Origin of the sequence: Psychrobacter submarinus (assembly GCF_904846685.1) — a bacterium.
Classification (GTDB): Bacteria; Pseudomonadota; Gammaproteobacteria; order Pseudomonadales; family Moraxellaceae; genus Psychrobacter; species Psychrobacter submarinus.
This window is the reverse complement of the sequence record NZ_CAJHBQ010000001.1, coordinates 336,901-351,350: the sequence shown is the minus strand read 5'-3', so window position 1 is coordinate 351,350 and position 14,450 is coordinate 336,901. Positions and strand designations below refer to the sequence as shown.

Annotated in this window: 14 protein-coding genes and 1 pseudogene; 7 read left to right on the top strand and 8 right to left on the bottom strand. The window is 44.4% G+C overall.

The genetic code is table 11. The annotated features are described in order from the left end of the window. Positions 1–275 precede the first annotated feature (275 nt). A complete protein-coding gene (gene glyA / locus JMY03_RS01635; protein ID WP_201600407.1) occupies positions 276–1,532 on the top strand; it encodes a serine hydroxymethyltransferase in 1,257 nt (418 codons plus the stop codon). A gap of 181 nt (positions 1,533–1,713) precedes the next feature. On the opposite strand, the gene JMY03_RS01630 is transcribed toward glyA, so the two are convergent. From JMY03_RS01630 to JMY03_RS01610, 5 genes are all read right to left on the bottom strand, one after another. Then, positions 1,714–2,070, bottom strand: coding sequence for a barstar family protein (locus JMY03_RS01630; protein WP_201600405.1), 357 nt, complete (start codon positions 2,068–2,070; stop codon positions 1,714–1,716). 1 nt (position 2,071) lies between these two features. Then, positions 2,072–2,803 carry a ribonuclease domain-containing protein gene (locus JMY03_RS13250; protein WP_201600402.1) on the bottom strand — a complete coding sequence of 244 codons (732 nt, stop codon included), beginning with the start codon at positions 2,801–2,803 and terminating at the stop codon, positions 2,072–2,074. A gap of 128 nt (positions 2,804–2,931) precedes the next feature. Then, the gene (gene gltS, locus JMY03_RS01620) at positions 2,932–4,206 is read right to left on the bottom strand and encodes a sodium/glutamate symporter (RefSeq protein WP_201600399.1); all 1,275 of its coding nucleotides are present in this window, start codon (positions 4,204–4,206) and stop codon (positions 2,932–2,934) included. Positions 4,207–4,841: 635 nt separating this feature from the next. Continuing rightward, positions 4,842–5,540, bottom strand: coding sequence for a ZIP family metal transporter (locus tag JMY03_RS01615; RefSeq protein WP_201600396.1), 699 nt, complete (start codon positions 5,538–5,540; stop codon positions 4,842–4,844). Positions 5,541–5,993: 453 nt separating this feature from the next. Next, positions 5,994–7,295: a glutamate-5-semialdehyde dehydrogenase gene (locus JMY03_RS01610; RefSeq protein ID WP_201600393.1), complete on the bottom strand. Its 1,302-nt coding sequence runs from the start codon at positions 7,293–7,295 to the stop codon at positions 5,994–5,996. Between the two features lie 490 nt (positions 7,296–7,785). On the opposite strand from JMY03_RS01610, the gene JMY03_RS01605 reads away from it, so the two are divergent. From JMY03_RS01605 to JMY03_RS01590, 4 genes are all read left to right on the top strand, one after another. Further along, positions 7,786–8,118: a hypothetical protein gene (locus JMY03_RS01605; RefSeq protein ID WP_201600391.1), complete on the top strand. Its 333-nt coding sequence runs from the start codon at positions 7,786–7,788 to the stop codon at positions 8,116–8,118. Positions 8,119–8,382: 264 nt separating this feature from the next. After that, positions 8,383–9,180: an ABC transporter ATP-binding protein gene (locus JMY03_RS01600; protein WP_201559694.1), complete on the top strand. Its 798-nt coding sequence runs from the start codon at positions 8,383–8,385 to the stop codon at positions 9,178–9,180. Positions 9,181–9,525: 345 nt separating this feature from the next. Beyond that, the gene (locus JMY03_RS01595; RefSeq protein ID WP_037059452.1) at positions 9,526–10,323 is read left to right on the top strand and encodes a transporter substrate-binding domain-containing protein; all 798 of its coding nucleotides are present in this window, start codon (positions 9,526–9,528) and stop codon (positions 10,321–10,323) included. 29 nt (positions 10,324–10,352) lie between these two features. Next, positions 10,353–10,787, top strand: coding sequence for a transporter substrate-binding domain-containing protein (locus JMY03_RS01590; protein WP_390879706.1), 435 nt, complete (start codon positions 10,353–10,355; stop codon positions 10,785–10,787). A 139-nt stretch (positions 10,788–10,926) separates the two neighbouring features. Here JMY03_RS01590 and JMY03_RS13030 read toward each other — a convergent pair whose 3' ends face one another. From JMY03_RS13030 to JMY03_RS01580, 3 genes and pseudogenes are all read right to left on the bottom strand, one after another. Continuing rightward, entirely contained in the window at positions 10,927–11,220 is a 294-nt protein-coding gene (locus JMY03_RS13030; RefSeq protein ID WP_227675446.1) for a zinc ribbon domain-containing protein, read from the bottom strand. A gap of 724 nt (positions 11,221–11,944) precedes the next feature. Further along, complete coding sequence (locus JMY03_RS13245) at positions 11,945–12,049, bottom strand: helix-turn-helix domain-containing protein (protein WP_265089608.1); 105 nt, start codon at positions 12,047–12,049, stop codon at positions 11,945–11,947. Beyond that, positions 12,047–12,458 (bottom strand): annotated as a pseudogene (locus JMY03_RS01580) (IS607 family transposase); the annotation flags it as partial. The pseudogene JMY03_RS01580 and the gene JMY03_RS13245, both read right to left, overlap by 3 nt. A 240-nt stretch (positions 12,459–12,698) precedes the next feature. On the opposite strand from JMY03_RS01580, the gene JMY03_RS01575 reads away from it, so the two are divergent. Then, complete coding sequence (locus JMY03_RS01575) at positions 12,699–13,277, top strand: transporter substrate-binding domain-containing protein (protein ID WP_227675445.1); 579 nt, start codon at positions 12,699–12,701, stop codon at positions 13,275–13,277. A 180-nt stretch (positions 13,278–13,457) separates the two neighbouring features. After that, positions 13,458–14,345, top strand: a complete 888-nt coding sequence (locus JMY03_RS01570) for an ABC transporter substrate-binding protein (protein ID WP_227675444.1) — start codon at positions 13,458–13,460, stop codon at positions 14,343–14,345. Positions 14,346–14,450 lie beyond the last annotated feature (105 nt).

Sequence of the window (14,450 nt, the reverse complement as noted above, 5' to 3'; positions counted from 1 at the left end):
AAAGCCTGCTACTTGGGTACTTTTTTTAGATTTTAAAAAATATCTTATTTACTTAGCGCAAAGTGAGTTTTTGCATTTACCTTATCTGGTTTCATGTTAAACTCAAATCACAGCAAAATTTCAGTAGGATATGACCTGCAAGATGAATGCTGGAATATCGTCATCAAGCATGAGTTTGATTTAGGTGTATCATAAGCCTGCACTCATCGCTTACCCTTCTATTTTTAAACCTTTTTTTTATCACTCTTAATAAAAATATGCTATAGGACATAACTATGTTTAAAGATATCTCTGTAAAAGAATTTGACCCAAAACTTGCTGAAGCCATGGAAGCTGAAAGCCAGCGTCAAGAGAGCCATATCGAGCTTATCGCTTCAGAGAACTACTGCTCGCAAGCAGTAATGGAAGCACAGGGCTCAGATTTAACCAATAAATATGCTGAAGGCTATCCGGGTAAGCGTTACTATGGCGGCTGTGAGCACGTCGATGTGGTTGAACAGTTGGCTATTGACCGGGCCAAAGAGCTATTTGGCGCAGAGTATGTCAACGTGCAGCCGCATTCAGGTAGCCAAGCCAACTCGGCGGTATTCTTAGCGTTACTGGAAGCGAATGATACGGTGCTCGGCATGAGTCTGGATGCTGGTGGTCACTTGACCCATGGCGCGCATATCAACTTCTCAGGTATTAACTACAACGCCGTACAGTATGGTTTGGTAGAAGAGACGGGCCTTATTGATTATGATGAAGTCGATCGCTTAGCGCGCGAGCATAAGCCCAAGATGATCATCGCAGGTTTTTCTGCCTACTCACAAGTGGTTGATTGGCAGCGCTTCCGCGATATCGCTGATGAAGTCGGCGCTTATTTCTTAGTCGATATGGCACACATCGCAGGCCTTGCTGCTACGGGCGCATATCCAAATCCAGTACCATATGCTGATGTGGTGACTAGTACTACGCATAAAACCTTACGTGGGCCGCGCTCAGGTATCATTATGTCGCGCGACGATAAGCTTGCCAAAAAGCTTAATTCTGCGGTCTTCCCAGGCAATCAAGGTGGCCCATTGATGCACGCCATCGCCGGTAAAGCGGTCTGCTTTAAAGAAGCACTCGAAGATAACTTCAAAACTTATCAAGAGCAAGTGGTCAAAAATGCCAAAGCTATGGCAGAAGTAATCATCGATCGCGGCTATGAAATCATCTCTGGCGGTACTGAAAACCATTTAATGCTCATCAGCCTTGTGAAACAAGAGTTGACCGGTAAAGAAGCAGATAAGTGGCTTGGTGAGGCTTTTATTACGGTTAATAAAAACGCCGTACCTAACGATCCAAAATCACCGTTTGTCACCTCTGGTATCCGTATTGGTACGCCAGCCTTGACCACTCGCGGCTTCAATGAAGCAGATGTCAAAGAGGTGGCAAACTGGATTTGTGATGTGTTAGATAGCCGCGGTGATGAGCAAGTGATCAGCGATACGCGCGACAAAGTCAAAGCCATCTGTGCCAAAAAGCCAGTTTATGAGAAAAATCAGTAAGACTTGAAAATTATAAAAAGAACCGCTTGGCTTTGGCTGGGCGGTTTTTTTAGCTCTTTTTCCATCCCGTTATTTGATGCATTGCTCTTTGTAGTCTTATAGATATGTCAGTATCCACAAAATCTATGAGCTCTCTTTTATTATTTAGATATTATTTCAATATAAAGCGTACTACACACTCTTATGAATGACTCCCAACCATCCACAACTGCGGGCGACCAAAATCCCGATACGCATCCTCAATTATACTTTTAAACACCTTAAAGTCCTCCGTGTTTATCTGCTCAATCTCTGTCAAATCCAAACGCAGATGCTCGGCATCGCTATCGGTTAAGCAGTCCCACGCACTATCCCAATTGTGCGCAAAGTAATCAGGAAAATTAAGCGCGTTATCTAAGGCCGTCAATAGTGACGTTTTATCAAGCACTCTACCCACAGCGATATCGATAGCTTGCTCAGGAATAAAAGCACGATTACAAGTGTTTGGCTCAGTATTTAGACCAGTATCCTTGTCTATATAGTAAATGGCTTGGCTCATATTAGTTTACCTCTAATCGTCTAAAGCTATCGTAATGATCAACCGTTAAGTAGTAGACAGTGGGCGGATTGCCGCCGGTGACGATACGCCTAGCGCCGCGATGTGAGACGCCGGGTGTAGGCACAGTGTACTCGCGGTAGTAGCCGCTGGACTGAGTAGGCAGACGGCCTTCGCGGTTATAAAAGGTCGTGCCATCCTTGGCAGGATAGGGATATGGCCCGCCTTGCTGAATTAGGGCGATAGTGTTATCAATTTGCGCGTCGCCTGTGATGGCGGTATGAGCGCTTTGAGCAGAGTCTGAATAGCTGGGCGTGATATCAGCGGTCAATGCCCCTTGCTCAAACAGCGCTGATTTTATATCACCAAAGAAATAGACAGCGACGGCAATAATAGCGATAAAGGAGATAAGCGACGTGAGCGGGCTTTTTTTATGCTGCCCGTATGTTGAGCGTTTCGCTGTATGCTGTCTTGTATGCAAATGGTTGGTCTTATCATTGTAGCCTTTCGATGGTGTACTTTCTTCAAGGCTCAAGGTAGGGTCAGAAACTTCGGTCGCACGCAGCTGGTTTTTGTCATTGCGAGTACTGTTAAAATACACGTGCTGCCCGATATGGATAGGCTGCGATAATTGTACGCTGCTGATATGAAAAAACACGTCCTCACTTTGATCGTCAACATCGATAAAGCCGTAGCCTTTATCTTGGTTCCAGTGTTTGATAGTACCGCTTTGCATGGCCGCTTCGCCTATTAGGGTTTAGCATAGTATATACAATTTGATAAAAACTATTAAACCAAAAAACGCCAGCATGATGCTGACGTTTATTGTATAAATTAAAAACTTGTTGGTTTGACGGTACAAATCTACATAAAAGGGAGCTGAGTAAATATCTGCAGTATCGTGGCGTTCACGATGTCGACAAAGAAGGCACCAACCATCGGCACGATTAAAAACGCTTTTGGCGAGGCCAAGTAGCGATCGGTGACCGCCTGCATATTGGCAATCGCCGTTGGGGTTGCGCCCATACCGAACCCGCCGTGACCTGCAGCGAGTACTGCAGCATCGTAATCTTTACCCATAACTCTGAAGGTGATGAAGTACACATAAATCACCATAATAAGCGTTTGGACTAACAGGATAATCAGTACAGGACCTGCCAAATCAGTCAATTGCCAAAGCTTCAGTGATAGAAGCGCCATTGCTAAGAATAGACTCAAAGAGGCGTTACCGATGACATCGATCGCCCGGTCAAACATTTCAAAATTAAAGACGATAGTAAGGGAGTTACGAATGATGACCCCAGCAGCTAACGCCCAAACGAAGGTAGGCAGCTGAAACCAAGTCCCTTCGGCCACTGTCGTCATAATATCGGCAAAAGCCAAAGCGGCAGCAAATAGCGCTAACGACTCAATAGTCGATGAGGCGGTAATCAGACGAATATGATCAGGTTTTTCAAAGATTTCTTTGTCGTTTAGGATCTCATCCTCGTCGTGCTTAGTACTATACAGCGACTGTGAGCTGGCGACTTTTTCGATATCGCTTGGGTTGGGATCAGCTTGGCTTGGGCTGATACCTAGTCTTCGGATGAGCTTACGCGCGACAGGACCCCCGACGAGACCACCTGCGACCAAGCCATAAGTGGCCACCGCGATACCTAAAGTAGTCGCACCGACAACGCCATACTCTTCTTCTAGCACCACGCCCCACGCGCCTGCAGTACCGTGTCCGCCGGTCAAAGCGATAGAACCTGTCACTAAGCCAAGCATCGGATCAAGTCCTAGCGCGCTTGCCATGGCAACGCCGACGATATCTTGCAAGATAATAAATACCGATACCACCACTGTAAAGATAAATAATGGCGAGCCGCCCGCTTTGAGTCTGCCAAAATCAGCACTCAGGCCAATGGAAGCAAAGAACATCAGCATTGTCGCAGTTTGCAGCCCTTGATGGAAGTTGAAGCTATAGCCCCAAATCAAATTAAGCGCATAAACAATCATCGCAGCGACCAAGCCACCAACCACAGGTTCTGGAATATTAAAGTCTTCTAATACCTTGATTTTTTTGATTAAGAAACGCCCGAGTAGTAGCACGAATGTTGCTAATATCAAGGTGTAATAACCGTTTAATGTCATTTCCATAAGTGAATCCTTCTCATAAACTTCGGTTGTAAACTCAACAAGAGGACGGATCGATGACAAAGGAGTGCTTTATCCTTCTGACATATTTGTTATCACCATCATCAGTCTTAGTGTAGCAGCATATCCATAGCCGCGGTTTGCCAAACTTTTTATAAATATGTGCAATGGTTTTAGGGCGTGTTGAACATTCGACCATGGCACTGACAGAGACTATTTTTTAGGCGATTTGCAGATAAAAATGGTAAGTTTAGTCGTTCTAAGCGTCTATTTTTATCAATAAAGCGGCAAAAAATAGTCCTGTCCCTGTTGTTGTCGTGAGGGCTGATGCTAAAATCGCCCTAGTCGTTGCGACTGTTTAAATAAAATCAGCTAGCCAATGCAATAAGCATTACCTGCAATTTTAACGACGACTAGAACTATTTTAGCGATCAGCAGTGCGCATTTGTGAATGTTCAACACGCCCTAATCCAAAAAGCTATCGATTTAAATAATAAAAAACGCCAGCGATTAAGCTGACGTCATTTTCGGATTATACTTTAAGTCGCGTTATAAGTGTTCAACTAACCACCAATCTTAGCAAAATTAATCATAATGTGTAGCATAAGCGGATAGCTTATTATCTCATAACTTTTTTATTAACCCCCTAATTGATCTAATCCTAAAGCTAGAATCAGCCCAATAGCGGTACTGATGCCCGCCCAATGATTGCCTTTTTTAAAAGCATCTGGAAAGACTTCGGTCGCCAGTGAAGCAATCACGGCGCCCGCTGCAAAACAATCTATCAAGCTTATCGTCGATTTAGACACATCACGCAGTAGAATGTTACCAGCGATAGCTGCTACGGATAATAACACTGCAGCGCCTGTCCAGATGAGTAGTATCTTTTTATTACTCGACCCGGACTCCTTCATCTGTTTAGCACCGCCAGCAGCTTCTGGTAAGTTAGATAACAAAATAGAGCCAGCAAGCGCCGCAACTTGCATGACATTACCACTGATTAGTGATACTCCTAGTGCTAAATTCTCTGGCACGCCATCTAAAGTGACCGCAGCAAGCAAACCGCCGCCGCCACTACTTTGTAGTTTTTCGTCTATAAGATAGTCTATGCTCGTAAATACACCGGCGCCTAATAGCGTAAAGCCGATGGTCGCCAAAAGCCCACTGTGGGTTACGGCTGGCTGCAGCATTTGTAATACTACCGCGAGCATCAGCGCGCCACCAGCAATAGCCAATAGGTTGCCTTGTAGCCAATTAGGAAGCTTGCCATAAGTTCCCCATAACGCCCCAATAATGAGCGCGGCTGAAACGATAGTAATAACCAAAAAAATCATCATAGCAGTTATTCTTTTTTTATAAAAAGGTCATTTATTATTGTTGTCATATTTTATCAACTAAAGCCTGTACTGGTTATAACCTTTAACAGGGTTTAGTAGGGCGTGTTGAACATTCGACCGTGGCACTGACAGAGACTATTTTTTAGACGATTTGCAGATAAAAATTGTAAGTATAGTCATTCTATACGTCAGTTTTTATCAATAAAGCGGCAAAAAAGAGTCCTGTCCCTGTTGTTAGAGTGAGGGCTGATGCTAAAATCGCCCTAGTCGTTGTAAAAATTTAGCTAAGGCATCTGCATTACCTGCAATTTTCCCTTAGACTAGAACGATTTTAGCTATCAGCAGTGCCTTCTTGTGAATGTTCAACACGCCCTAGTGTTTAACAGAAAAAAACGCCAACACGGATGCTGACGTTTTGATAAACCCTAAATAGATAATCTTAGTCAATAACCATTAAGCGCGAGTCTCGCCATGACCATAGACGATCCATTTTTGTGAGGTTAGACCTTCTAACCCGACTGGGCCACGAGCGTGAATCTTATCGGTTGAGATGCCAATCTCAGCGCCAAGACCATACTCAAAGCCATCAGCAAAGCGGCTTGAGGCGTTAATCATTACGCTTGCGGAGTCGACTTCGCGGATAAAGCGCTGCGACTTACTGTAGTTATCTGTGATGATGACGTCAGTATGATGGCTGCCGTGCGTGTTGATGTGCTCAATCGCCGCGTCAAGTCCGTCGATGACTTTCACCGCTAAGATAGGCGCAAGATATTCGGTATCCCAATCTTCATCAGTCGCAGCTGATAGATGACCATCAAGCTTAGCATTGTCTTTTAATATGCTTTGTGCTTGCTCATCGAGGCGCAGCTGCATTGCGTCATCGGCTTTAACGATAGCTTCAGCAATTTTCGGTAGCATCTCATCGGCGACGGCTTTATCGACCAAGAGCGTCTCCATAGTATTACAAGTGCCATAGCGATGCGTCTTGGCATTGACGCTGACCTCGATTGCCGTCTCAGGCTTGGCATCACTATCGATATAAGTATGACAGTTACCGTCTAAATGCTTGATGACGGGCACTTTAGCGTCTTCGCTGATGCGAGAGATCAGGCCTTTACCGCCGCGTGGCACGATGACATCCACGTAATCGGTCATGGTGATCAGCTCACCGACAGCCGCGCGGTCAGTGGTTTCAAGTACTTGTACGCTATGCTCGGAGAGACCGGCCGCACTCAAGCCTTTGTGGATGCATTTAGCAATAGCTTGATTGGACTCAAAAGCTTCGGAGCCGCCGCGCAAGATAATAGCGTTGCCCGACTTTAGTGCTAGTGAGGCGGCTTCTAAAGTCACGTTAGGACGCGACTCATAAATCATACCGACCACGCCTAGCGGCACACGCATTTTGCCCAGATGAATACCAGAGGGGCGAAAGGTCATATCAGTGACTTCACCGATTGGATCAGGCAAGGCTGCGACGTCTTTGAGACCTTGTAGCATACCATCGAATCTAGCATCGTTTAGCTCTAGGCGATCGAGTAGCGCGGCTTCTAAGTCATTGCTATGGCCTTTATCCATGTCTATTTTGTTCGCTGCTAAAATATCGGCTTTGGCGTTGACTAGCTCATCATGAATGCTCATAAGTGCTGAGTTTTTATCGCCAGTATTGGCCGCGGCAAGAGCGCGAGAGGCGGCGCGCGCTTGCTTACCGACTGTTTGCATATAAGATTTTATATCTGAGGTATTCGCTTGACTCATAAATTATTTTCCTTTTGATTACGGATGAAGGGTTATTTTCAATAAATGTTGTAGACGAGCAAAAAAGCCTAAACAGGCAAAGTCTAACTAAAAGGTGGTAAAAGATATCATTGTTAATAGTGGCTAAACCTGGAGCTTTGACAAGCGTATTAACGACAGCTCTCACTTAAGGTAAAGCATTGTGTTATTTAACTGTTATGCCATTTAACATAGAGTAGATTGGGATTAGAGTAAAGTTGAATTTGTGAACAGCGCCTATTTACAATTTTGTTTTAAGTGTTTTTGTGTTGATTCAGGAGTATGGATATCTTTGTCTTACGAGTCTTTAACACAACTGCGCTGCAACTACTAAAGTAGTCATTTATAGATCTGATTATAATGATAGATAAGATACTAGACGTGTTAAGCAAAGTGATGTGGAAAACACTGTCTAAAAGCAATTAGTGCGTCAAAATCAATTCGCAATTTAAAACCAATTAGAGAGGGTATTATGAAAAACACGACTTATAAACTAGGGTTAGCCGCAGTGGCCGCTTTGGCAGTAACGCTTGGCGCTTGCGCGGAACAAGAGAAGTCTCTTGAAGAGCCCGACGCTATGCAGACAGTAGACGATGCACAAACGCAAGTAGAGCAAGAAGCGACTGGCGTTGATGATGTCGCACAAGTGACTGAAGGCGTCAACAGTGCAGATATCTCGGATGATCCTATGGTCGGTGATGATGTCGCAGTAGCGAGCGCCGATGATGACGTGGCTGTAGCGACGGTGGACGACGCTGATGTCCTCGATGGTTCTGAGTCTGAGGAGCATATCTCAACTTATTAATAGCTTATTGACGGTTAGGGATATCGCCGCGTTATTAGCGTGACAGATAATACAGCGCTAAGCGGCCTAAAGTGTTAAAATATAGCTCAAATTACGGCAGTGATTTGGGCTTTATTTATGGCGTAAGGGCTAGGAATAGAGAGTATTTGCCTTTTTGCTGTATGATAAGCGACAATACGCTGCTTTTTATTTCAGTAAGCTGCCAAAAGCTGCTTAAGCCTATAAGTATCGCCTTATTCATAATAATCGGAAAACTGTTGAACCATGCTTGATATTGCCAAAGACTCGACTCGCCCTATCGCTCTAGATATACAAGACCTACACAAAAGCTACGGCTCTTTAGAAGTGCTAAAAGGGGTATCACTCACCGCCTATGATGGCGATGTGATCTCGATTTTGGGCTCATCAGGCTCAGGGAAGTCGACGTTATTACGTTGTATTAACTTGTTAGAAAAACCAACTAAGGGGCGTATCAGTATCGGTGATGATGAGCTGATGCTAAAAGCCAGTAAATCCGGCGAGATGCAAGCGGCAGATCATAGACAGCTTGAAAATCTGCGGGCGCGTGTTGGTTTTGTTTTCCAAAACTTCAATCTATGGCCGCATAAAACGATACTGCAAAATATCATCGAAGGACCGACTCAGGTTCTAAAAATCAAAAAAGATCAAGCCATCAGTGAAGCCGAACAGCTCCTAAAAAAAGTAGGCTTATCCGATAAAAAAGACGCTTATCCTGCCAATCTCTCTGGCGGTCAACGTCAGCGTGTCGCTATCGCGCGCGCTTTGGCTATGCAGCCAAGAGTGCTTTTGTTCGATGAGCCAACTTCCGCGCTCGATCCTGAGCTAGTTAACGAAGTACTCGCCGTCATGCAAGACTTGGCAGAAGAGGGTCGTACGATGCTGATTGTCACCCACGAGATGCGCTTTGCTCGTGATGTATCAAGCCAAGTGGTATTCTTACATCAAGGTGTCATCGAGGAGATGGGCACGCCTGAGCAAGTGTTTGACAACCCAAACTCAGAGCGCGTCAGAGACTTTATGGCTTCTCATCGCCAGAACTAATCACTATTTCGGACTTATGAGCTGACCTGTCGGCTGATAAGTCTGTCTGCATCAATTGAGCTATTTTAAAACTGGCCTAGTGTTATCAATGTCCTCTCTTTATAGCGTATGTGCTATAAAGAAAGGCATTGCGTCATACGTTTTTACGGCGGTGTCTTCTTACTTATTTCCAATAACAGCAGCACCGTTTATTACCCAATAATGACAGTCAATACCTAAAACGTTTGTTTTTGATATTGTTGTCAGGTATTATCGATGGGTTTATAAGCTGCTAATATCTATCGTTATTACGACTGTTTGGTCAATGATTAGATAGGGATATTAAATTAAAATAAGGAATATATGATGTCGAATTCTCGTCTATTATGGTCATCAATGACTATCACCGCAGCGCTAGCATTGAGCGCCTGTAGCCAGCCAAGCGATGATACGGTAGAGACAAATGCTGAGGCACCTGCTGCCGATGTCGCGGGTAAAACCATTCGTATCGCAACTGAAGGCGCTTATCCTCCTTTTAACTATACCAATGCTGATGGCAGTATTGCAGGATTTGATGTCGATGTCGCCAACGCTTTATGTGAGCAGATGCAGGCAGATTGTGAGATCGTCGCGCAAGATTGGGATGGCATTATTCCAGGTTTGCTCGCGCAAAAGTATGACGCCGTTGTCGCAGGTATGTCTATCACTCCAGAGCGCCAAGAAAAAGTAGACTTCACTGAGCCGTACTTCGCTAATACTATGGTTTGGCTGACTGAGACCGATGGTAGTTTTGATCCTAACGCTATTAGTAACCTAAATTTAGGTGGTCAGCGCTCAACCACGCCTGGCGTCTATCTGCAAGATAACTATGAAGGTAAAGACGGCAACACGGTACAGCTTTATGATAACTATGACAATGCTTATTTAGATCTAAAATCTGGTCGCAGCGATGCGGTATTGGCCGAAAAAGTTTCAGCCAAAGCTTGGTTAAAAGACAATCCAGAAGGTTTTGGTATCGTGGGTGATGAGATTGATAACGATGACAACATCGCTATCGCGGTTCGTAAAGGGGATCCTTTGAGAGATGATTTTAATAAAGCTTTGAGCGAGATCCGTAGTAACGGTGAGTTGGCTCGTCTAGAACAAGCAAACTTCAACCAATAGTCTGCTGCTCGATAACTGAGGAAAACATAATGAGCTTATCTAAATATTCTCAAAACAAGTCAATCTTGCCCACCAAAGCGCTTTGGTTAGCACCGCTCAGCGCCGCTATGCTCATGCTTGCTGCTTGTAGTAATGGCTCAGCGCCAGAAGAGAGCCAAGTTGCAGACGACGGCGCAGCGACTGAGACGCCAATGAACATCAAAATCGCGACTGAGTCGAGCTATAAGCCTTTTAGCTATACTGATGCCGATGGCAAGCTGATCGGTTATGAAGTTGAGCTGGTCGATGCGTTATGCGCGCAGATGAACGCGGAGTGTGAGCTGATATCTCAAGACTGGGATGGTTTGATTCCCGGCTTAAATGCGCAAAAGTTTGATGCGATTATCGCGGGCATGTCGATTACGCCAGAGCGTCAAGAAGTTGTTGAATTTAGCGACCGTTCCAAAAATCTTACTCAAACCTAGCCAATATTGACTATTAGATAGGTTTGACGTTTTCTTTCTGCTTCATTGTCACGCGCTATTTCTCATTTGAGATTTAGACTGACCACGACTCCACAGACTTTTTTAATTGGCGATGGAACTCACCGTCCAATAAACAGGATTATGCAGCTGTTAAAATAACAGTCGCGTTATTTAAAATATTGATGCTGGCGTTGAGGTCACGGTCATGAGAAACCTGACAGTTAGGCTGCTCTACTCTGCCTTCAATGTAGCTCATCTTTGAGGATATGATTGCAGTTTGAACAGGTTTTGAGCTTGGGTAGAAGGGTCCGACTGATTTCACAACCTTGCCTTGCTCAGTGGCTTTGTAGAATGGCTGTCGCTTAAACTCAAAGAAACCCAAGTCACTGATAGCTCTTATTATACCGCCTGTTCTTAACCATACCTTTGACATTCAAATCCTCAATCATAATCATCGAACTCATTAACCAGACTTATTGTGATTTGATGGAGAAGAATCTTACCTAATACACCTGATCTTATAGTGCAAACGAGAGAGCTTGGTTTTTCGCTTTTCTGTTTTTACTGCCTTTTTAGTGCGACTGAGCGCTTTGTTTAGCGTTCTTAGTTTTTAAGGTTTGCTTGAAGTGGTTTTGGCGCTTTAATTTAGTGCCGTCTGATAAAACCAGTAAGTCAGTAATACCAAGATCAACATAACGCTTTTACCTGTCTTTTTAGTAGGAATTACAGCTTTTTGTATTTCAACAGCCACACTAACAAACCCACTTACCGCCACGTTTAGAGATGGTGGCTGACATGATCTTGCCGTCAAAACGTAAAGCTTCTTTTAAAGACAGCCCAAGTTTGGGATACGAATGGATTTACCATTTAATGGCAAATTGGTCGTTGGATAAACTGAATCTATCGTCACGGCCTTTTACGAGCAGTTGGGTATTTCGCTAAGCCTTTAAGTTGTTATAAGCATCACCCAGCTGCATGATTCCGCCTGCGGAGCGCATTTGGTCGCCAGCATATGGGGAATAATTCACGCTTAATGGCGTTCAATTCGCGTCTGACTTCGCCTGTGAGGGGCTTGTTTAGATTTTAGTATCAACCTCAACGCCTGCGGCCAAACACACTCACGGTACGCTTTGTCAAGCGCATACTGCCACTGCCACTCATGCAAAGCCAGTTGTAGGCTTTCTCGCCGCGCCACAAGCACGAGCAAGGTGATTTGCCTGTACGTTGTTTGGCTTGAGTTCGATAATGTGTCCACGGATCATAATGCTTTTAACCGCCTCTATTAATTGTTGGTTTTTCTTGCTGCGAGAGCCGTAGCCTCGCTGAAAATACGGTGATAATCACCAACATCTTGGGCTAGTCATCTGCTCAAAACTCAACTCTTTCACCTTGATTGATTATTACCACTTCAACGTGCGAGCCTCACACAACATGAAAACCAGTTCTGCAAATCGTAAAAGCCTGTCTTTATGGGTAATTACCAGCCGTTCAACTTTGTGCCCAGTATGTCATCAAGCAGGTTTTTAAGCATAACATAATTCATTCCACACCTGAGATCGGTAATCGTCTCAAAGTCCAGCCACTGGCACAATAGGATTCCAAAACTTGAGACTGGCGAAGTAAGTCGTCTTTTTGATCACGACTCGACACACGAGCATAAGCAATGGTTTTTCGGTCTAATTTGGGTGGTGTATTCAGGAATGGGGTCTGATTTCACTTAAAATCATATCATACAACGTTTTCGGTTCGCTTGGCGACTAACATACCATCTCCTCATCCCAACGTCTTAATGTGGATTGAAGCAACCCCGAAATGTTTGGCAGCCTCCCCAATACTAACCCAGTTTCCCCATAACTTGCTCTCTATATTATAGATATAATCTGCATCTATTATAGTAATAAATAGGTAGTTTTGTATATATTTTATTTAACTGTTTGCAACCCTTACTTTCATACTGGTATTATTCTTATCGGTAAAAAAGGCGACGATATTACAGTTGCTGATCTTGAGGGCCAACCAGTTGCTTCACAGCGCTCAACGGTATCTTCGCAGTACCTGCAAGACGAGCATCCAGAGTTTGATATCAAGCTTTATGATACCCAAGACAACGCTTATCTAGATCTAACTTCAGGTCGCGTACGCGCTATGATGTCTGACAAAGTCACTGGTATCGACTGGCTAAAAACTGAAGCCGGTAAAGACTATGAAGTCAAAGGCGAAGAGATCAGCACTGACGAAGATGCGATGGGTATTGCTTTTCGTAAAGGCGATCCGCTAGTGGGTAAATTTAACACTGCATTGGCTGAGCTAAAAGCTGATGGCACTTACGATCAGATCACTGGCAGCTACTTTGGCACCAGCTCTACTGCAGCGGCAAATAAAGCGGCGGCAGCGGATAGCGTTGAAGAAGTGATAGTGATTGAAGGTGATAATGTCGATGCGAATGCAACTATCGCAGCCGAAGAGCAGACAGAGACTGTCAGTAACTAAATATCAGTAACTAACTATCAGTAATTAGCTGTCAATAAATAAAGTAACAAGCACTGTTGTTTTATATGGCTATAGTTTTATGCTGAGCCCTACATAGTGGCGCTTTATGCTTCTCATAGCGTAGGGCGCCGTTATTGTTTATAGCGCTTGTATCGACTTACTCATAAAAAGGAATCAAGGATGACGATAAATTACCCTAGTATTTTTGGCGCAAGACAGGCGCTACAAAACCCTTTGTTTGCAGCAGTAGCCTTAGGAATGCTGGTAGGCTGTAGCAATGGTCAAGAGGCCAATACTGCGAGTACAGAAACTGCCGATACGGCTGCCACTGAAGCCACTGGCGAGGTTTTACGTATCGGTACTGAAGGCGCTTATGCTCCTTTTAACTATACCAACGCTGATGGCTCGCTTGGCGGTTTTGATATCGAGATTGCCAATGCTCTATGTGATGATATGCAAGTCAGTTGTGAGATTATCGCGCAGGATTGGGATGGGATTATCCCCGGTCTCAAAGCGGGCAAATACGATGCCATTGTCGCTGCGATGTCGATTACCCCAGAGCGCGCTGAGCAGGTCAGCTTTACTGATCCCTATTTTAGTAATACCTTAGTGTTTTTGGCAGAAGAAGGCAGCGATTTTGACCCGAGTAATCCTGATGATATCAACTCAAAAAGCATCGCTGCTCAGCGCTCGACGATTTCATCGCAGTGGCTAGAGCAGGCTTATCCAAAAGCCAATATGCAGCTGTACGATACTTTGAGTAATGCCTTTTTAGACTTAGGCTCAGGGCGTGTTGAGGCGATGATATCTGATAAGCTGCCAGCTATCGAATGGCTGAGCTCCGCCTCAGGCAGCCAATATACGCTAAAAGGTGATGAGATCGATATCGATGATAATTTTGCTATTGCGGTACGCCCAGGGGATCCGCTGCAAGCTCAAATCAATGAGTCATTAGCTAATATTAAAGCAGATGGCAGCTATGATGCTATCCATAACAAATACTTCTCAGTAACCACAGATAGTGACTCTAGCAGCACTGCCACGCCAGTAGCCGCTGAGGTAGAGTAGTCAAAAGCTGTCGCTTGAGTTTATGAAAGTTAGGCTGGTAAGCACTCAAAAGGATATCACAGCTTCGTGGTATCCTTTTTTATTGCCACTAACTGTCTATTTTGA